This is a genomic window from Spirillospora sp. NPDC047418, from assembly GCF_040643275.1.
In the GTDB taxonomy this organism is placed as follows: Bacteria; Actinomycetota; Actinomycetes; order Streptosporangiales; family Streptosporangiaceae; genus Spirillospora.
Genome location: NZ_JBEYTW010000005.1, coordinates 1 through 19,558, shown reverse-complemented (window position 1 = coordinate 19,558; position 19,558 = coordinate 1). Strand labels below are relative to the sequence as shown.

The following is a 19,558-nucleotide window of genomic DNA, read 5'->3' as shown; positions in this document are numbered from 1 at the left end:
GGCCGTTCGGGTCCGGGGTGGGCGGTCTGGTGCCCCACGGCTTCGAGGCGTACGCCCGGATCCTGCACCCCGCCTACGCGTCCGACGGGAGCCCGGTGACGTGGGCGCGGGTGGCCGCATGGTCGGGCGGGGTGGTGCATCCGCGGGTGCAGTTCCAGGCACTGGCCGGGCCGGTACCGCGTTCGGACGCCGTACGGCCGTGGGTGGAGGAGCCCGACCCCGGGGCGCTCGCTCCAACCCTCCTGGCGGCACTGTGCGACGTCCTCGCCGGGCACACCAGATCGGCTGGTCGCTGCTGGTTCTGCGTCTCGGACGTGTACGTACCGGCGCAGGCGGGGGCGTCCGCCATGTTCACGGCGGACACGGACGGGGCTGAGGAGTCGGAGCCCGACGTGCTTCCGCCGACAATCCCGCCAGAGATCGCCGAAGGCCCCCGAGTGGAGTTGCCGGAACGCGCATATCTCCTACTCGAGGGCCCTCTTGACGCTGCCGGGGAACTCGCGATGCCGCTCTTCCCGCAGTCACCCAACCTGTTCTGGCCCGATGACCGGGCCTGGTGCGTCACGACGGAAACGGATCTGGACTCCACCTACCTCGGCGGAACCGCGGCACTCATCGCCGAGATATTGGCGGACGAGCGCCTGGAGGCGGTTCCGGTGCATGTGACCGACCCGGTGTGGGCGGACAGCGACGAGGTCAACCGGTGATCCGGCTCAGCAGCGGATGGAGACCTTCGGGGTCTTCTTCCCGACGGTGACGACCCTCGGGGAGTATCCGGGCGGCGCGTAGAGGGTCGCGACCGCTTCGCCGTGGTACCTGCCGGTCTTGCAGACGAGCGCTGCGTTGCCCTTGGCCGTCCGGGCTCCGGTGCTGCCGAACGCCTTGATCTTGCTTCCGTGGTTGCTGAAGAGGCCGACCTTCCCGCGGATCATCCGGATGGGCTGGCTGCAGGTCACACCGGTACGGACGTTGACGGTGCCATGCACATGACCGGACTTGTGCGGAAGGCCGCCATGGGCACCGATGAACCTGATCTCGCAGTGGATGACCCTGGCGCTGAGCGCCTTGGAGTGGGGCGAGAAGTCGACGTTGGACTTACCCGGTACCGGCGGGCGGACGGGCGCCGTCGCCGCCTCCGCCATCGCCGCGTTGCCGCCGACACCCATGACGGCCACGACCCCCACGAGGGCCAGCTTCCGCCTCAGACCTGAGGCGGACCCCCGATGTTGCTGTCCCATGCGCTTCCTCCTTGCAATTGCCGAGCCAAGACCCCCGCCAAGAACCGCCATGCTTGCAGTGAAAGCGAATTGCTGTCAATAAATTTCGTTCGATCGAATATGGCCGCGATTCGCCATTTTTCTACATATGACGAATATCTACTTCAGTTGAAACGGATATGTAACCTGTGCGTATCGCTCAACGAGGCGCCGGCCGCCCGGCCACATCCGCACCGTGACCGCCGGCGCGACGACGCCTATGCACACCTTCGGTCTGTAAGGGCCTCGGGCAACCCCCCGCCGACGACCGCGCTCAGGGCCTGGCCGTGACCACCGAGACCACGTAGCAACCTGCAACAATGCCCCGGCCTTACGTTGCCGACGGCCGGTCGTGTGCTGGAGTCCGTTCTGGATGGGGAGATCTCGGAGAACGCATCAGGAAAGAGCCTGCAAGAACTCGCGAAGAAGCAGCGGGAGAAGTTCGCCGCACTCCTCCTCGAGACCTGGTCAGCCCTGGTCAAAGCACGCCTAATCCCTGAGTGCCTGGACGGCCGCAATAATCCCCGTCTTGTCGTATCCACTCGTGGGCATAGTGGCGACATTGGAGTGGCGAATGACGCCCTGGCGATCGAAGAGGAGGCTGCCCGACTGGTGTATCGAACCGAAAACCTTCCTGCTCAGCCCGAGCATCTCGTGCGGGGTGCCCTCACGTCCCACCAGGACGGGGAACGGGAGCCGGCGCTTGATCTTCCACGCGACGGCTTCCTCTCGAGCGGCCGGAAGCGCGACGAGCACCTGCACAACGGCACCCGCGACCTCATCCCGAGATCGAACCAGGTCTTGGACGTGCCTGTTGCAGACGGGCGTGACACCGACCGCATGAAATAGATCAGTACGGAAGGTGTCGCCGTAATAGAACTCGATGGTGGCTCGACGACCTGGCAACGCGTGCTCGGCAGCCTCGCAGCCGACCGGATCCAGCGAGTCGTAGTTCAGGGGAGCATGCCGAGCCTCGTGCTCATGGTGGCTCCCGTGATCAAAGAAACGAGCTCGGGAGGGTTATGCCCGTCGAGGGGCTCGTCCGCAGCCACGGTAAGGAGGCCATGTTCGGTCGGTTACATCCGCCCGGTTGTCCCAGGTGGCGTCCGTCGAGTGGCTTCCGCGTTGCGAGCGTGGGCAGCGGCGGTGAAGGGCTGCTTGCATTTGGGACGCCGGGCAGACGGGCGCCTGGCTCCTGGCGCGGCTGAGGATGGGTCGTGCCCATGGCAGAGCACACAGGCTGGCCGAAACACAAACAAAAACCTAAGGCCGGTCTCCATGATGGAGATCCGGCCTCTGATCTGGAAGTTTCTGTCGGGGTGGCGGAATTTGAACCCACGACCTCTTCATCCTGAACCCCAAATCATGGCCATTTGGGGGTCGTGCAGGTAAAGACGATTCGCGTTAAAATCCCAGGTGGACGGCCTGTTCCGGTGTCAGCAGCTCACGGACAAGGATGGCCGGTTCGCCACCGTCCACGGACAAATCACGGACGGATGATCATGGGGAGATCGCACCGTGGGATACGCGAAGAAGCGCAAAGGCAACAACGGAAAGTACCGCTACACGGCCTGCTACGTCGACATCAAGGGCCGCCTGCGGTCAGCCGGGACATACTCCAACAAAAGGGACGCCGACAAAGCATGGCAACGAGCAGAGGTCGAGGTCTCCAGGGGGCGAACGGGAGATCCGGGTCGCGGAAAGCAGCGGTTCAAGGATTACGTCGAGCAGGTCTGGCTTCCGAACCACCAGGTCGAGGCCACCACCCGTGAGGGCTACACGTACGCGATCTATAAGCACATCATGCCGACGTTCGGCCCGATGCGGATGATCGACGTTCTCCCCGAGCACGTCCGCGCGTGGATCACGGCCCTCAAGAACCAGGGCATGAAGCCGGTGACCATCCGTTACCAAAAGATCATCCTCAGCGCCATCTTCACCACCGCGATGGACGACCAAGTCACCTTCATCCACCCCTGCCGCGGAGTCCGGACGCCCCCGGTCGTCCGCAAGCCCCTCGAGATCATCACGCCCGAGCAGTTCGACGACGTCTACCACGCCCTCCCCGAGGGAACCTTCCGCCTCCTCGCCGAAACCGAGATCGAGAGCGGCCTCCGCTGGGGCGAGCTCAGCGAGCTGCGCGTGAAGGACGTCAACCTCAGAACCCGCATCCTCACGGTCAGCCGCACGGTCGTCGAGCTGAACCCGAAGTTCCACCCGGAAGGCCGCCACTTCCTGGTCAAGGACTACCCGAAGGACAAGGAGTACCGCCGCTTCAAGCTAAGCACCCAGATCATCGAGAAACTCGAAGCCCACATCCGAGCCGCCAACCTGATCCAGGACGACCTCCTCTTCCAGATGCCGCCCCAGGACAAGCCCCGAGCCCGCATCACCGAGATCCCAGACCCGGAGACACTCGGCCGCACCGAACCCAACGAGAAGGGCCGCACCTACAACCACGGCACGCTCAGCGGCTATACCGCCGGCCGCTGCCGCTGCGACTACTGCCGAGGCGCCTTCACCCTCTACCGAGCCGCCCGCCGTGCGAAAGGCAAGGACAACCCTCGCCCTCGCCGCGTCCGCGAAACCGACGGCCACATCCCCAACGACTGGTTCCGCCGCAAGATCTGGTACCCCGCCCTGGCCGCCGCCGGCCTCAACTTCAAACCCACCATGCGCGACCTACGCCACGCCCACGCCTCCTGGCTCCTCAACGGCGGCGCCGACCTCCAGGTAGTCAAAGAACGCCTCGGCCACGCCTCCATCTCAACAACTGAGCGCTACCTACACACCCTCCCCGACGCCGACGAAACCGCCCTCGAAGCCCTAGCCAGAACCCGCAACCGCTCCACCAGCCGATAGCCGACGGAGGCGAGCAAGAAGGGCCTGACGTATCCGGCCCTTCTTGCGCGTCAGGTTGCTCTGCCTATCGCCGTGCAAAGAAGCACAGCTCGTCCTTCTTCGCTCTGACACCCAAGTCGTGCCCGGCTCGGCTGCTACGGCCCCCACATTCTCACCGCCCAAGAAGTGGCTGCTAAGGATCGGCGAAACTTCTTGAGAACGTCCTCGCTGTCACCCCCAGTGCTAACTTGTGGTTCGCGACAACAGCAAGGTCGGATCGCCTCACCTCCGTCGCTGGCGACGGAGGGCGGCAACGCCGGTGCATGCAAGTGCCGGTACGTCTCGGAGTCGGTAAGGCTGGCTGATGCTGCCTCGGACACATCGGGCCTCGCCTGGGCAAGCCGAGGGGGAGAGCGGATTGCATTGGGGCCGATCTCCCTGGACGACACGACACATCGTCCGGGTCTGTATCCGGGCGACTGGATCTTAGAGATCGGAGAAAACCTGATGAATGCTGTCACGGTGGAGACCGTGCTGCCCAGGCCGGCGCAACCCCTGCCGTCGCCAGCGCTGGCTCCCGCGACGCGGAAGCTGGCCGACAAACTCATCGATCTGTTCAACATGAGTGATGAGGCTGCCCAGGCACTTGCGCTCGCCACCGTCGATCCCTCCGCTGCGCGCAGGGTCGCGGAGAATCCCGAGCGCCTCTCGGTTCCTGGTGGTGTGATCCTCGCTGTACGGGCCGAGGTGTGGTCCCGTTACATCATTCCCGACCCGCGGAATCCTCGGATCGGGCCGGCTCGTCGGCACCCTGTCTCAAACCTCGTCGGTCGCGGAGAGAGCACCCGGTTGCGTCCTCTGGCGGAGCCGAAGGCCGCGCCCGATGGCCGCCCGGAACTGGTCCAGCAGATTCAGGGTCAGGAGCATCTGGCGTGGGCGGCGCAGCAGGCCCGCGACTTTGTGATCAGTAACAACGACTGGCGGAACTCCATCCGACACCAGGGTGTGATGACCGAGGTCTGGGTCGCGGCAACGACGTTCGAACATCTGGATGGCAGCCCCAGCGTCACCATCCCGGTGACGGCCGAAGGGTCCAGTCGGGTGACCTGTGTCCACGACCTGCTCGACCTTAGGTCGGCTGACGTCCCATATGACCGGGACGAACGCAAGATGCGCGCGCATATCCGCAGGCTCAACGAAGAGATAGCCGCAGCCAGCTCACCTGACCAGGTTGAGCCGAATGTAGCGATCAAGGCGCGGTGCGAAAAGGTGCCCGCGCTGTTGCTGGTTGGCTTCGAACCCCACGGAGGTGGTGCCGCCGACTTCGGTGTAGCGGTCAAGTCACTCGTCGCGCTGCGGCATGTCGACTATCCCAAGCCCTGGGGAGAGGCCACCGAGAACGAGGCGCTCGCCGATGCGATTATCGACGAGCTGGAACGCCGAGATCTGATCACGACTGGCAAGGCGGACTGGTTGGCAGGCGCGCTCACGCCTGAGGAGGCCGAGGCCGCTGGGTTCAATGCCGATCCGGCGGTACGGGCAGCGGCAATCGTCCGGCTCTTCACCGACCGTGACCGGCGTACACACGAGGCCGTACGTGTCGCGATCACCAGCCAGAGTACGCGCAAGAACACTAGCCCCAAGCTGCTGTTCGAGCTGGCAGTATCTCTGGTGCTGCGGTCCGTGCCAGAGGAAGACTCTCGTCGGCGGGAACGGACCCGCAAATACCTCAAGGAGGCGTTCAGCAGCGAGCTGGCCAAGGAGGAGTGGGAGGCCACCTTCCGCAGCGCAGACGAACTCGCAGCTGCGGCCTTGGCCGAGACCGAATCCGGTAGCCCGGGGCCAGCGACCCGTGAGCTCGCTGCCCGCAGCGCTTACCCGCTCGTCGTCGACGGTCGACTCACCGCAGACCGTGGCAGCAAGAACAACGATCAACCCGACCGGCGCAATCCGGGAGAAGTGATTGATCGCATGCGCACTGTGCCCCACGGTGTTCATCAGCTTCGGCAGGCGCTCGCGGACTTCGGTACTCGCAGGATCCGGATGGTGGATGACACCGGGCTGGTCGAGCGCAACGCCGACGGTCGCGACATCGTCGCCACTGATGCCGACCTGCGGCGCCGTTTTCGCCCGGCTGGCGAAGGACCCGAACATGTCCCTGCCCCTGAGAACCCTGCCGAGATTCTTGGGAATGCACTGAACGCTTTGGGCAGCTCGATCCGGGAAGTCGAGGCGGCGGTCAAGAAGGTCGAAGCGGTTCAGTCCGACGACGGTACGTCTGCCATCGAGTCGCTGGGTGCCAGCAAGGCGGACTGCGTCGTCTGGCAGAGCATTCTCTTCGGGGTCCTGCAGAAGCTCCCCATCTGGAGTGACCGGAGTGCCCAGCGGCACGGCCTACTCCCTGATGAGGACCTTGATCTCGATGACGACGACCTCGACGAGGACGCTCTCGACCTCGACGAGGAGGAAGCCGACGAGAGCGAGGTCGCATAGATCCTCGCCGATGCCCTGTCCGGGAGCGATTTCGGGCGAGGCAGTGTCACCCTCCCCGCTACTGTCGGGGAACGCGACACGGACCACGTGTGACGCCCACCTCGCTGCCTCGACGGCGACGGGCGGCAACGCTGGCGCCACGAGTGTTCGACTATGCGAACACTCGTGGGCCGGTACGCCTCGGGGCCAGCTCTATGTCCGCTGCCGCTTGAAGCCACACCGGGCCCCGCCCGGAAGGCACCAAGCGGGTGCGCGGGGAACCGCCCCAGCTCACCCGAGTCCGATCGGTGGCCAGAACATAGGCCGAGAGCTGGAGCACAACAGCATGGGTTCCCCCTACTTCTTCGCCGGCAGCGAGCACGAACTTCGCGAACTAGTTCGTCATCTTGATGGCAAGCCCCTTAACCGTCAGCTCCGTCGCGCCGCGTGCCACGGGTTAAACCCCGACGCGTTCCACCCCGAAGGGGGCCGACCGGACGACCTCGTGCTCGCGCGCTGCACCAGCTGCGAGGTTCGCGTTGCGTGCTTGGCGCTCGCTCTGCGAGCTGAAGACCCCGATGCGCGCAGTGGCTGGTATGGGGGGCTCGGACCTCGTGATCGCGACGGTGTCGCCGCACTTCTCGATCTCCCGACTCCGCAACCACAGGCGCCCGACAGGGTTGTTCAGGCAACCCGGCTCCGGGCCGCTGCCTGGACAGTCGATGACATCGCCGCCGAACTGGGCTGCTCCCGCAGGACCGTACAGCGATACCTGCGGGCGGCCGCCGCCTGACGGCCGCCGCCTGACGGCTGGCGCCGGTGGGACAAAGGGACGCCAGGGCATTACCACAGGCTTACCGGCCCGCAAGCGCCTTGCTGAAGGCAGGACAACCCTCGTTCTCGCCGCACCCGCGAAACCGACGGCCACATTCCCAACGACTGTGGTTCCGCCGCAACATCTGGCACCTCGCCCTGGCCGCCGCCGAGGCGTTCAACTCCACGCTCAAGGTCGAGTTCGTCCACCGGCACCGTTTCGCCACCCGGGCTGAGGCGCGCATCAAGGTCGCGACCTGGATCGCCGACTTCTACAACACCAGCAGAAGACACAGCGCCAACGACGGGCTCGCCCCCATCACGTTCGAGCGTCAGATGGCAGAAGCACGGAGGGACTCAACGGCCCAGCTCAGGGCCGAAGTGGCATAACACCGTCTCCACACTTTGAGGGGATTGACAGCGGCGCCGACCTCCAGGTAGTCAAGGAACGCCTCGGCCACGCCTCCATCTCAACAACCGAGCGCTACCTACACACCCTCCCCGACGCCGACGAAACAGCCCTTGAGGCCCTCGCTAAACTCGGAGCAGGTCAGCCTCGATAGCCGCGACAACTGCACCCCAGCGAACTCGCGCATTTCAAAGCCACGGGGGTATCTCTCGCTCCAAGAGAGATACCCCTCGCGCATCTTGATGGCCGCCCGGCCCGGCCGTGCGGCACGGACGGAGCCAACACCAGCGTCGATCAGGTCTCCACATATCGACAAAGGCGGGTCCGTCCTATTACCTCGAAGAGGAAACGGGAAACGCCCGTATCGCCTTGCCTCCCGGCCCGAGGGCCCGCAGTCTTACTGACGGTGACTCCCGGCTGTTCGGACAGGCAGTGACGGAGGTTGATGTGGTCCAGCAGCCCACTGACTTCGGAGCAGAACTTCGACGACGGCGCCTGGAAGCCGACATGACGCTGACGGGCCTGGCCCAGCGGGTCCATTACAGCAAGGCTCAGCTGAGCAAGGTCGAGCGAGGCATCAAGAAGCCCAGCCGTGAGTTGGCCCGCCTCTGCGATGCCGCGCTTGCCGCCGATGGAGCGCTCGCCGCCCTGGTCCCGGAAAACCCTTCCGGGATTGGAGTCACCGTAGATGCAGATGGTGAGGAGGAGGTGTGGCTGATGCAGTTGTCCTCACAAGGCCAAAGCCGGTTCCAGCCCATGAGCCGACGACAGGCGGTCGCGGCCGGCGCCGCGTCGATCGCGGGTGTGAGCATTGGCCTGCCTGCTATTTCCACCAACGTCGAGGACACGACGCTTGTCGGGACATTCCGATCTTTGTTCGATCAATATCGGCAGCTCGGTCAGACCACCAGCCCCGGGCTGCTGCTACCCGTTCTCATCGCACAGACCCACGCCCTCCAAGAACTGTCCAAGACCGCGGGTGCACGTACGCGCCAGGCGTTGCTACGGCTCGGGTCCCGTTACGCCGAGTACATCGGCTGGCTGGTGCAGGAGACCGGCGACGAGCATGGCGCGCTGTGGTGGACCCAGCGCGCCGTCGACCTCGCCGACGCCGGTGGTGATCACCATCTCGCGGCCTACTCGCTGGTCCGGCGCGCGCTCGTCACGCTCTACCACGGCGACCCCGGGCGAACGATCGGGCTGGCCCGGCAAGCGCAGAGCAGCGATGTGACGCCGCGGATCCGTGGCCTGGCTGCACAACGGGAAGCACAAGGACACGCTCTCGCCGGCGATAACCACGCTTGCATGCGGAGCCTGGAGCAGGCCCGCGTCCTGCTCGCTCGCTCAGGGGAGGGCTCGGGCGCCCCGGTCATCGGAACCACGAACCTGACCGATCCCGCCGAGATGGTCAGGGGCTGGTGCCTGTACGACCTGGGGCGGCCACGGGCCGCCGCGCAGATCATCGAAACACAGCTAGCACGGGTGCCCGAACAGGCAGTGCGTACGCAAGTCCGCTTCGGCCTACGGCGGGCGCTCGCCCACGCAGCGGACGGCGAGATCGACCATGCCTGCCGGCTCACCCAGGAACTGCTGCCAAGGGCCACCATGATCGGCTCGGCGACCGTCGCCACCGATCTGCGTGCTCTGGCGCGCACGCTGTCTCGCCACCCCAAGAACCGATCGGTGCGCGCGCTGGCACCCGAACTCGGTACCGCATTAGGGACCACCACCCGCAAATGAGGAGACCACGATGCAGGGAGTGTTCATCAACTACCGCACTGGCGACGGCGACGAGGCGGCAGCAATACTGGAACAGGGACTGTCCCACCGGTTCGGCAAGGAGCGGATCTTCCGCGCCACCACGTCCATCCAGCCCGGCCAGGCTTACCCGGAAAGACTCCTCAACGCCGTATATAACTGCGCGGTCCTCCTGGCCATCATAGGTCCCGACTGGGTCCGCGACCCCCGGCTGCGCGACGAGAGCGATTGGGTCCGCCGGGAGATCCTGGAGGCCTTCGCCTCGAAGACTACCGTCATCCCGGTCCTCAAGGGCCGTGGAACCGCACGCCTGAAAGCCGCTGAGCTACCGGCCGAACTGGAACGCCTGGCCGATGTCCAATCCCTCAGGCTGGACCCGCGCGACAACGAGATGGACATCAGGCGTATCGGTGATTTCCTAGCCGAACTTGTCCCGGTGCTCAGGAAGGCAGATCGGCAGGCCGCGCCGTCTCCCGACAGCGGACCCGTATGCAACACGGTTCGCGACACCCACGGGACGGTTACCCAAAGCCGCCACATCCAGGGCGACGTCGGCACCGTCATCAAGGGTAATCAGGGCCCCGTCCATACCGGGAAAGGCGACATCAACCAGAATACCCAGCATTTTTCGGGTGACGGAGCGACGTACATCCACGGTGATAACCACGGCCGGGTCGGTCACCGCTTCGGCCAGGCGCGCGGAAACGAGGAGGAGCGTTGAGCGACTCTTTCGAGGCGCATGCCTCCGGCTTTGACGGAGGCATGCACGCAGGAGCGGGAGACATCAACAACTTCAACTACCTGCTGCGGACCGAGTCTTTCGGAGCCTCTCCCCGCAGGCAGCCCAAGGACGAGTTGCGGTGGTTGAGGCGGCGCTTCGTTGAGCCGGCGGGACTGGGCAAGGCACGAGACGTCCTGGAGACCTTCCGCACCGTGTTCCTTGACGGACTTCCCGGCAGTGGCAGGATCGCCGCTGCGAAGATGCTTCTGTGGGAACTCGGGGACAATGATAGAAAGCAGATCCACGAACTGGTCCTCCAGGAGAACGAGAATGCATCGCGCATCGATCGCAGCCATGTCGGTGACGGCGACCTGGTGTGGCTGGATCTATCCCAGATTACAGGGAGACAGTGGGATGAGGTCCAGAACGAACTGTCACCGCTACGCGCAACGGTGCACGACCACGACGCGCATCTCGTCATCGTCCTACCGGACAAGACCGGTTCTCTCGGTTCAGCTCTGGACCAATACCGCATCGGGATACAGCGCCCGGCCGTCGATGAGGTGCTGTCCCGCTACCTGCTGGCGGAGGACATTCCTCGGCCGGTTCCACTTCCTCCATTACCTTTTCTGGCCGTGGACCGCCGCATGGACGAGGTCGGCAAGTATGTCGGGCTGATCCGCAGGGCTCGCGATGAGCGCCGTGAGGGCAACTTCATGGCCTGGTGCGAGGAGGCCTTTCGGGCGCTGTCCCGCCAGGCGCGAGACGTGGCCGAGCGGGTGGCAGAACTCACTGCGGGCCCGCAGCGCGCGCTGCTGCTCGCCGTCGCCATGCTGCACGGAGCACATGCCGACGTGATTCACCGGGCCGACGCCAGCCTTCTCGCGGCTGTCGCACATCCGTGTGAGGACAGCCCGCTGCTGGAGCGTGCCCCACTCGACCAGCGGCTCAAGGAGATCGGCGCAGAGGTCGATTCTTCCGGCAGCGTCCAATTCGAGGAGCTCGATTATGATGCGGCGCTCCGTTCATATTTTTGGGCTCATATGCCGGAACTCCGCGACGCGCTACAGGACTGGGTGAAGCAGATCGCCGACTCACCCGACCTCTCGGTTGGCGAACGGAGGAGTCTGGTCGAACGGTTCACCGAGCAGTGCTTGAACGAGCGCTACCGGCCGACGCTGGTATCTCTGGTTGAACAGTGGACCGCAGATCCCACGACGACCCGCAAGATGGAAGCGGCAGCCGTGGCGGTGCAGCGCGGACTTCGGGACGAGCAGCAGGCCCGGTCCTTCCGCCGGCAGATATACGACTGGGCGCGTACGGACAGCCTCTCTCAACGGCTCGCCGAAGTGATCATCGTGGCGTGCCGTGACGAGATGATGGCGAGGCATCCCGACGAGGCTCTGGTCCGCCTGCACCACGTTGCAAGGCGAGAGCGCGGAACTCGGGCTCGCGAGACTTTGATCGAGTTGGTCAGCGGCGCGCCTCGGCTCCGTCGGCAGATGCTGACCCGTCTCACCGATCCGAAGTTCATGCCAGGCAGATGGCACCGCGATATTGACCTGTTCTTGCAACTCGCCGACCCCGATGCGCTTACCGACCCTGGACGACGCGATCATGCTCCCATCACCGAAAGCACAGTGCGCCAACAGTTGACCACCGGCTGGTCCCTGGTCTTCTCGCGGCGTCCGCACGATGTGTGGACCTCGACCATCCGGCGATGGCTGCATGTCGCCGCCGAAGACGAACGAAATCGGCACGCGCTCCTCGACGTCCTCGTAGGCGGAGGCGAGGCAGAGGCCAGCGTTCTTGCTCGGCTCTACGCGATGACGCGCGAGCGGGAAGCGTGGGCACCGCTTGGTGATTTGGTCATCCAGGACATCAATGCCGCCTGGGGAGCCCGGACAGCATGACTCACGTGGACGAACGGAGAGCCCCATGAACACCGGCCGGAACATCGTGACACCGTATTTGGCGGTCACCGGCGGAGCGATCCTCATCGGCCTAATCCTCTTCGCCCCCTGGCCGCTATTGATCTCGCTCGGAACGGCGGGCGCGCTCGGCGTCGGCCTGCTGCTCCTGACATGGCCAACCGGGCGACGAGCCGCCAGAACCTCGCGCTTTGAACCCATGTCCGGAAACGCAGCCAGCCCGGCGGCGAACGTCAGGAGGTCGCGCGTCACTGACATCCCCTTGCCGACCGAACTGCCCGATTACCACTTCCTATTCTCGGCTACGGTGATCTGGTCACCCACTCCGGCCGTGATGGACGAGTCTGCGATCAATCCCGCCGCTCTCGCGGTCGACGCCGTGGTGAAGCGCGCCCGAGAGATCACCGAGTTACGAGATCCGAGTCACGCCTCACTCGTGCGGCACGAACTGGCCGGCGCGCTTGGAGAGATGCGAACAGAAACCACAGGACGGCTCCGGACGATGGCCGAGTCGGTCCAACTCGTCCTTCCCCAACACGATCAGGAGCGGCTGGACAAACTCGCCACGGTTCGCAAGGAAGAAGCCGTCTGGGAGCACGAGCGCAAATATGAGCTGAGCAAACGCGACTACCTCGGCGGAGACGTTCTGAAGAACCCCGGCAGCGCCGTGGTCTGGTGGCTCGCCAGGAACGGCGATCAGGTGGAGAAGACGGTCAACGACATCGGTCTTCTCGCGCAACTCTCGTCCGCCGCGAACAACAGCGATGTGCCGGAGATGTTCCACTCGTTCATCTCAGGATTCGCCGCGCCGAACGGCCAATCCGGCCGCAATGGATCAGCGGCTTGGTCGCCAGAGCACAAGGAGTCTGCAGGTGACCTTTTCGATGCTCTCCTTCAGGCAATCCGGTTGGACGAGCACGACCCCCAACGCCGCCTGTTCGCCCGACAGGTGGCCGACTGGGCCACTGCGCACGGATGGCAGGAACTGGCCGAGGAACTGATTCACCGATACGACACGCTGGCCGACACCGAGCCCGCAGGGGAGGCAGCCGATGGAAGCTGAACTGGCCGCACTGGCAAGCAGCGGAGCAACCGCACTAGTCGGATTGATGGTCTCCGATTCCTGGGCCCGGGTGAAGGGCGGATTGGCACGAATGCTCGCCAGATCCGCTCCCGCCGAAGTACCGCTGGAGGAACTGGAGATATCACGGGTGGAACTTGTGACCGCTTACCTCGAGCATGACGACAAAAAAGTGGCAGCCATCGAGAGTCATTGGCGCTCCCGCCTGGAATTTCTTCTACGCTCAGACGAAACGGCCGTAGATCCGCTACGACGCCTTCTCTCTGCGCCCACACCGTCTCCCGTGGAAACCATCTCTAACTTCAACAGCGGAGACACGCAATTTGGTTCCATCATCCAAGCTGGCCATATTTCAGGAGCGACTTTCCATGCGGCGCCGACGTCCGGCGAGCGCATCGACAAACATGATGGGCCCCGACCTGCTAATTGATTAAATGGCGGGTGCTGTCACCGCGCGAGCGCGGGCGGAAGGTCGCTGACGGGTCATCGGTCATGGGAGTTCAGCGTGGCCGCCGCCCGCGCGGTAAGACCAGGCTTGGCCGGTTCCTCGGTAGTCCTCTACAGGGATCGGGTGGACGCCCTCGCGCATCCGGTCGGTGTAGAGATGCCCGTACAGGTGGTCAATTTCGTGCCCGGCCAGGCGGGCGAGTGCGGCGTTCAGGACGACGATCACCGACTGCCCGTCCAGACGGGTATGAGCGACTTCCAGCCGGAGTGGACGGGGCACCAGGCCACGCACATCGAAGAAGCTGAGGCAGCCCTCGTACTGCTCGTCGGTCTCGGAAGATGCGTTGATCACACGAGGGTTGAGCAACACGAGCGGCTCAGCGTCGGGATCGGGTGGGGCGATGACGGCGGCGGCGCGGTCGATGCCGATCTGTGGGGCGGCCAGCCCCATGCCCTTGCCGAACACGTGGTGCTCACGGACTCGCTGCATCGCGGCGAACAACCGGTCGATGACATCCCTGGCCTCAGCGCCTTCGGCGGGCAGATCGAACGGGCGAGCCGTCGCGGCCAAAATCGGTTCGCCACGCTGGACGATGCCGGCGGCTTTCATGCGATCGCTGGCGGTGCGTAGTTCGGGGCGGGGCTGGTCGGCATCGTCGTCGCGGGCACGGAACCGCCATTCCAACCGGTAGCGGGCGCCCATCGGCGGGTCCTGGGTGGCCCACGAGAACATCAGCCGATCCCCGTCCACGATGCGGGTGATGGAGGTGCGCAGGGGGACGGCTTCGGCGGTGGTAGAGGTTTCTGTGCCCCACACCACAGGGTCCAGCTCGGCGGGGAACACCAGCTCGACCGACAGGCGACGTGTGGGTAGGCGGACGGCGCGCTGGAACCATGGGCCCCACCGCCCGTCGTCGACCTTGTAGCCGTACTCGATGGTCGAGTGCTGACCGGGGTAGAGGGGGAAGCGTCCGCGGTCGTTGTCGAGGCACAGCCAGGCCTCTTTGAACGAGTCGCGATCTTGCTTTGGGCGCCAATTCATGGGTTCGCCATCGCAGGCAGCGGTCAGTGCGAGTTCGTCCCAGGTGAGCGGGCGGGCCCGATACAAGGCGTTGGACTGGTCGGGACGGCCGGGATAGCGGTCGACACTGATGCGGATCAGGTAGCGAGTGACCGGTTCAGCGCCGCCGTTGAACAGCCGACGCCGCTGCATCGGCCGGTACGTCGTCCCGTCGTATTCCAACCGGGCATGATCCTCCTCCACAACCAGGCCCTCGACGTTGCTCGCACCGGTGCTGGCGCCGGCGGTTCGGGACGGTCCGTCGGCTCGCCACGTCTGCCACAACGAGCCATCCGCGCTGAGCACGCCGTCGGCCTTACGGGCGAAGTCCTCGCTGGCTGGATGGCGTCCAGCCTCCACGTGGCTGACGTAGGACGGGTCGAACCCCATCGCCGCCGCCAGCTTCTTCTTCGACATCGCGCGGTGTTCGCGCCACCAGGTCAAGGCTTCACCGAACGGAGGCGTCCCCTCCGCGGAGGCGGTCACTGGATCATCGGCGGAATGCTGGGCGCCCATGGCCCAATCATCTCGTCAATCTGGGCTGAGCGAATGAATGAACCGTGAATGAGGTGCCGTCAGCGTGGCCTCACAGACCGTATCGACAGTTACCTCGCTGGTGACGACAACCTCAAGGAGGCTCTCGATGACTCGCCTGGCTCCCCCCGACTCGCCGGTCGGCGATCAGGACTTGCGGTTCCTGATCGTCGGCGCCGGGCAGCGCACCGTCGACGTGCTGCTGCCGGCGCTGCACCGGGCCATGCCGACCGCGCGGGTCGCAGCTGTCTGCGACCCCCATCCCGCCGTCGCCGTCCGCATCGCCGGGCTGACACAAGCCGGGCGGCTGGTGGATGACGTCTCGGTGTTCGCCGATCTGGACCGGGCTCTGGCCGCGGGCCCGTTCCAGGTCGCGATCCTGGCCTGTCCGCACGACCTGCACCAAGAGGCGACGCTACGGCTGACCGACGCGCACATCGCGGTATGGAAGGAGAAGCCGTACGCCCTCACTCTCCAGCAGGCTGTCCAGTTGGCAACCCGCAACGTGCGAGTGCTGGCGCATCGTCCGCACGGTCAGCTGCTGCAGATCGCTACCGACCGGGTGGCGGCGTGGGGACGGCTGCTGTCGTACCGAATCCGGATCACCCGTCCTACCGGCGACTACACCGGCACTTGGCGCGCCTCGGCCGTACGCGCGGGCGGTGGCGCCATCTGTGACCTGGGCTACCACGCGTTCGACCTGATCAGCCGTCTTGCCGGAGGGCCCTCCGCGCGACCGGCGACGGTATACGCGGTCACCACCCGCTCCCCGGTGCACCGGCCCACCGTTGAGGTTGAGGAAAGCGCCCACCTGACCATCACCCACGTCGACGGATGCGCAGGCACCGTGCACCTGTCGCGCTGCGAAGAGCGTGCCGACGAGATCGACCTGGTCGCCGAGCAAGGACGCATCACGATCTCGGGCGACCGGTCCGTGCTTTGCATCACCACTCCGGCCGGACGAACCCACCACACCGAACTGACCGCCGCCGACGACGATCCGTGGGCGGCGATGCTGCGCCACCACGCCCAGACCCTCGGCGACACTACCGTCACCGCCGCTGAGGCCCGCATCGGGATCGCCGCGACCGCGCTGATGGAGGCGGCCTACACCGCGGTGCGGCTGGGCCGTCCCGCCCAGGTGGCCTCCAGCACCGTCGCTGCTCCGGCGACCGTCCCCACCCTGGAAGGGCGCGCATCATGACCTTCGCGTGGCCGCCCATCGACGCCGAGGTCTCCGCCGCGGTCACCCGGCAATTGCACACGACAGTCTCCATCTACGACCGGTCGGGGATCATCGCCCGGTTCGAAGATGCCTTCGCAGCCCGCCACAACGCCTCGCATGCGTTGCTGACCTCATCGGGCACTGCCGCGCTGCATTCGGCCTACTACGCGCTCGGTCTCGGCCCGGGCGACGAGGTGATCGTGCAGGACTACACCTTCTTCGCCACCGCAACCCCGCTGCTCCAACTGGGTGCCGTCCCAGTCCTGGCCGACGTCGACATCCACGGCGAACTCGACCTCGGACGCGCGGCCGGACTGCTCACCGACCGCACCAAAGCCGTGGCAATCACACACATGTGGGGCAACCCGCAGAACACCCGGCGGCTGCGGGACTGGTGCGATGCGCGCGGGCTGGCGCTGGTAGAGGACTGTTCCCACGCCCACGGCGCCGTCCGCGACGGCGTCAGCGTCGGTGAACTCGCTGACGCCGCCTGCTGGAGCCTCCAGGGCCGCAAGACCATCACCGCGGGCGAGGGCGGCATCCTGACCACCCCACACCGCGAGGTCTACGAAAAGGCGACACTCCTCGGGCACTTCAACAAGCGTGCCCTGGCCGAGGTGAGGACCGAGTCGCCGCTTTACCGGTTCGCCGAGACCGGCCTCGGACTCAAATACCGGGCACACCCGCTCGGGCTGGCGATGGCCGAGGTGTACCTGCGGCGCCTGGATGACTGGCTACTCGCTCGCCAGCACCACGCCGCCCGACTGGAGAATCTGCTGGCCGGACGAGCCGGCATCGACGTGCTCACCCCGACCGGCTCCGACTGGACCGCCACCTTCTACGCCTTCGTGTTCACGATCGACCCGCAGGCCGCCGGGTTCTCCCGCGACGATCTTCTCCACACCCTCCGGCAGTGCGGATACGGCGAAATCACTACCTGCGACGCGATGCGGCCGCTGCACACCTACCCCGTCTTCGCCGCACCCAGATCTCCAGTTACCACCTTCGATACGTCCTGTATTCGCTGCGAACCGCACGTCGCCGAACACCTGGCCGCCACCTCACTACGGATCAACGTTCCCGCCGATGACGGACCGCACGGATGCGCCTACATCGACACTGCAATCAACATGCTCGACCGGGCCCTAAATACCCTCGCCTCGCCGCCCGGCCGGACTACCCTGCCAGCGTGACCACCGCATCGGGCCTCGACATCCAGCAGTTGCACGCTGACGCCGACCGCGACGGCATCACCAACCTCGTGGTCGGCGCCATCGTCCATGCCGATGGCCAAGTGCTCATCTTGCGCCGCTCGGCCGAGGAAGCGTTCATGGCCGGCATTGAGGAACTCCCCTCCGGCGGCGTGGAGCCAGGTGAGAACCTCCTCACCGCACTGGAACGCGAACTCGCCGAAGAAATCGGCTGGACCGGACCACTCACTCTCGATCCGGGATTTGTCACCCATTTCGACTACATCTCCGGATCTGGTCGTAAAGCTCGCCAATACACCTTCGGCCTCGCCCACCACGGTCGGCCCATCGTCCTGAGCACCGAACACACCGCCCACCGATGGCTCCACCCCGCCGCCCTGAGCCACTCCGGCGTCACTGAGGAGACCGCTCGAGCAGTCCGAACCTGGGCCGCCTCATGACCTCGGCAGCGCAGTGAGGTAGCCGTCGATATGATCGGAGAGTTTTGGTCCCCTGGTTTGCTCGGCGTCCGGATGCGGGCCGGGTTCTCTGACTCACCTACCGCGATGAGCCGTCGCGTTGATCAGGAGCTCCCATGGCGTCACAACAGTTCGAGCCGCCCTCGGGTAGGGTGTGTCCAGTTAACGGCTCTGTCGCATATTGAACCGTACAGTCCCCTCGGGCACCCGGGACTTTCTCGCCGGTGCGCTGCGCGCCCGTGAGCATGTCTTCGCGCAGATTCGCGGGGTGTTCGAGCGGTACGGGTTCGAGCCGTTTCAGACGCCGGCGTTCGAGCGGCTGGAGAACTGACCGGCAAGTACGGCGACGAGGGCGACAAGCTGATCTTCAAAATCCCCTACCGCAGCGAACACGAAGCGACCGGCGTTCCGGCCGACGAGCTTGTCAAGCATCTCGCCGAGAGATGCCCACGGTGGAGGTAACTGTAGGGCGGCTGCCCGCTCGGCGCCTGCACAGACCAGGAGCCTCCCCGGCCCTCCAGCTCCCGGTCGTCTGGCAGGGAGCTTGTTTGCTCAGGGGGCGAGTCCGCCGTCTTTGATGCGAGCGGCGAGTTCTCGCCAGGCGGACGACGTGAACGCAAGCTTGGGTCCGTCCGGATCGACGGAGTCATGGACGGCAATGAGCTCGGCCATGGCGGTGAGTTCGACGTACTCGTTGCCTGTCGCAGTGCTCTTGGAACTCTTCCGCCAGACCGCAGTGGACAAGTCTGGGAGGGATGCATAGCGCCAGGGTATCTACAGGTCTGCGGCTATTGCGGCGATAAGGGCCGCGCTCTGCTCCTCGCCAAGCGCAGCGTCCCAGTGGGCTGCCGATGAGTTGCCAGAGCGCTGATTTGGCGAGGACGGCCCTGAGCGTGGGTGCATCCGGGCGGCTGAGCAGTGTCTTGCGAGCCATGCGGGCGTGGAGCCGTTTGTTGACCTCGTTTGGGCCATCGGGGACGCCGGCGGAGATGATGGCCCGTGCGTAGTCCTCGGTCTGGAGGAGCCCAGGGACGAGTTGTACGTGGTAGGTGCGGATCTCTGAGGAACTCACAGCCCTCCCACCACAACCACCATCGAACCGCCCGCCCGCGCCCTCGGCCTCGGCCGAACCCGTGCCGACCAACTCGTCCGCGAGGGGCACTTCCCCCGCAGGGCCATCCGAATCGGCACCAGCTACCGAGTCGTCACCGCCGACCTGCAGAGGCTCGTCTCCAGCAACGGAAGCTCTTGATCTGGACAAGCCTCCTCACTCAGCCTGATCGAGAAGCAGGTGTCGACGCGGCGGCAAGCGGCCACCGAATCGGCGTCATAGAACTGCGA

General features: G+C 65.5%; 18 protein-coding genes and 1 pseudogene. 13 read left to right on the top strand and 6 right to left on the bottom strand.

Features of this window, described 5'->3' with window-relative positions:
• Positions 1-29 precede the first annotated feature (29 nt).
• A complete protein-coding gene (locus tag ABZ806_RS04235; RefSeq protein WP_500215231.1) occupies positions 30-707 on the top strand; it encodes a hypothetical protein in 678 nt (225 codons plus the stop codon).
• A 6-nt stretch (positions 708-713) separates the two neighbouring features.
• Here ABZ806_RS04235 and ABZ806_RS04230 read toward each other — a convergent pair whose 3' ends face one another.
• Positions 714-1,238 carry a hypothetical protein gene (locus ABZ806_RS04230; RefSeq protein ID WP_500215230.1) on the bottom strand — a complete coding sequence of 175 codons (525 nt, stop codon included), beginning with the start codon at positions 1,236-1,238 and terminating at the stop codon, positions 714-716.
• 507 nt (positions 1,239-1,745) lie between these two features.
• A complete protein-coding gene (locus tag ABZ806_RS04225) occupies positions 1,746-2,162 on the bottom strand; it encodes a redoxin domain-containing protein (RefSeq protein ID WP_500215228.1) in 417 nt (138 codons plus the stop codon).
• 612 nt (positions 2,163-2,774) lie between these two features.
• Between ABZ806_RS04225 and ABZ806_RS04220 the strand changes: the two genes are divergently transcribed.
• The 9 genes from ABZ806_RS04220 to ABZ806_RS04180 all read left to right on the top strand — a co-directional run bounded on the left by ABZ806_RS04220 (position 2,775) and on the right by ABZ806_RS04180 (position 13,712).
• The gene (locus ABZ806_RS04220; protein WP_500215226.1) at positions 2,775-4,118 is read left to right on the top strand and encodes a tyrosine-type recombinase/integrase; all 1,344 of its coding nucleotides are present in this window, start codon (positions 2,775-2,777) and stop codon (positions 4,116-4,118) included.
• A 402-nt stretch (positions 4,119-4,520) separates the two neighbouring features.
• The gene (locus ABZ806_RS04215; RefSeq protein ID WP_500215224.1) at positions 4,521-6,590 is read left to right on the top strand and encodes a hypothetical protein; all 2,070 of its coding nucleotides are present in this window, start codon (positions 4,521-4,523) and stop codon (positions 6,588-6,590) included.
• Positions 6,502-7,362 carry a WhiB family transcriptional regulator gene (locus ABZ806_RS04210; protein WP_500215222.1) on the top strand — a complete coding sequence of 287 codons (861 nt, stop codon included), beginning with the start codon at positions 6,502-6,504 and terminating at the stop codon, positions 7,360-7,362. Before ABZ806_RS04215 ends, ABZ806_RS04210 begins: the two co-directional genes overlap by 89 nt.
• An 80-nt stretch (positions 7,363-7,442) precedes the next feature.
• Positions 7,443-7,772 (top strand): integrase core domain-containing protein, encoded by a 330-nt coding sequence (locus ABZ806_RS04205; RefSeq protein WP_500215221.1) that lies wholly within the window; start codon positions 7,443-7,445, stop codon positions 7,770-7,772.
• 466 nt (positions 7,773-8,238) lie between these two features.
• Positions 8,239-9,531, top strand: a complete 1,293-nt coding sequence (locus ABZ806_RS04200; protein WP_500215219.1) for a helix-turn-helix domain-containing protein — start codon at positions 8,239-8,241, stop codon at positions 9,529-9,531.
• A gap of 10 nt (positions 9,532-9,541) precedes the next feature.
• On the top strand, positions 9,542-10,270 hold the full coding sequence (locus tag ABZ806_RS04195) for a toll/interleukin-1 receptor domain-containing protein (RefSeq protein WP_500215218.1): 729 nt from the start codon (positions 9,542-9,544) through the stop codon (positions 10,268-10,270).
• Positions 10,267-12,183, top strand: coding sequence for a hypothetical protein (locus ABZ806_RS04190; RefSeq protein WP_500215216.1), 1,917 nt, complete (start codon positions 10,267-10,269; stop codon positions 12,181-12,183). The genes ABZ806_RS04195 and ABZ806_RS04190 overlap by 4 nt, the downstream gene beginning before the upstream one ends.
• Before the next feature lie 25 nt (positions 12,184-12,208).
• Positions 12,209-13,264 carry a hypothetical protein gene (locus tag ABZ806_RS04185; RefSeq protein ID WP_500215215.1) on the top strand — a complete coding sequence of 352 codons (1,056 nt, stop codon included), beginning with the start codon at positions 12,209-12,211 and terminating at the stop codon, positions 13,262-13,264.
• Positions 13,254-13,712, top strand: a complete 459-nt coding sequence (locus tag ABZ806_RS04180; protein ID WP_500215214.1) for a hypothetical protein — start codon at positions 13,254-13,256, stop codon at positions 13,710-13,712. The genes ABZ806_RS04185 and ABZ806_RS04180 overlap by 11 nt, the downstream gene beginning before the upstream one ends.
• Positions 13,713-13,772: 60 nt before the next feature.
• Here ABZ806_RS04180 and ABZ806_RS04175 read toward each other — a convergent pair whose 3' ends face one another.
• Positions 13,773-15,305, bottom strand: a complete 1,533-nt coding sequence (locus tag ABZ806_RS04175) for a peptide deformylase (RefSeq protein WP_500215213.1) — start codon at positions 15,303-15,305, stop codon at positions 13,773-13,775.
• A 127-nt stretch (positions 15,306-15,432) separates the two neighbouring features.
• Here ABZ806_RS04175 and ABZ806_RS04170 point away from each other — a divergent pair, with 127 nt between their 5' ends.
• Genes ABZ806_RS04170 through ABZ806_RS04160 form a run of 3 tightly spaced genes read left to right on the top strand, consistent with a single transcriptional unit; the run spans position 15,433 to position 18,199 of the window.
• Entirely contained in the window at positions 15,433-16,527 is a 1,095-nt protein-coding gene (locus ABZ806_RS04170) for a Gfo/Idh/MocA family protein (RefSeq protein WP_500215211.1), read from the top strand.
• Positions 16,524-17,741: a DegT/DnrJ/EryC1/StrS family aminotransferase gene (locus ABZ806_RS04165; RefSeq protein WP_500215210.1), complete on the top strand. Its 1,218-nt coding sequence runs from the start codon at positions 16,524-16,526 to the stop codon at positions 17,739-17,741. The genes ABZ806_RS04170 and ABZ806_RS04165 overlap by 4 nt, the downstream gene beginning before the upstream one ends.
• On the top strand, positions 17,738-18,199 hold the full coding sequence (locus tag ABZ806_RS04160) for an NUDIX domain-containing protein (RefSeq protein WP_500215208.1): 462 nt from the start codon (positions 17,738-17,740) through the stop codon (positions 18,197-18,199). The genes ABZ806_RS04165 and ABZ806_RS04160 overlap by 4 nt, the downstream gene beginning before the upstream one ends.
• 315 nt (positions 18,200-18,514) lie before the next feature.
• Here ABZ806_RS04160 and ABZ806_RS04155 read toward each other — a convergent pair whose 3' ends face one another.
• The 3 genes and pseudogenes from ABZ806_RS04155 to ABZ806_RS04145 form a co-directional block, all read right to left on the bottom strand.
• Positions 18,515-18,649 (bottom strand): hypothetical protein, encoded by a 135-nt coding sequence (locus tag ABZ806_RS04155; protein WP_500215207.1) that lies wholly within the window; start codon positions 18,647-18,649, stop codon positions 18,515-18,517.
• Positions 18,650-18,769: 120 nt separating this feature from the next.
• On the bottom strand, positions 18,770-18,961 hold the full coding sequence (locus ABZ806_RS04150; RefSeq protein ID WP_500215205.1) for a DUF397 domain-containing protein: 192 nt from the start codon (positions 18,959-18,961) through the stop codon (positions 18,770-18,772).
• Between the two features lie 109 nt (positions 18,962-19,070).
• Positions 19,071-19,289 (bottom strand): annotated as a pseudogene (locus tag ABZ806_RS04145) (Scr1 family TA system antitoxin-like transcriptional regulator); the annotation flags it as partial.
• Positions 19,290-19,558 lie beyond the last annotated feature (269 nt).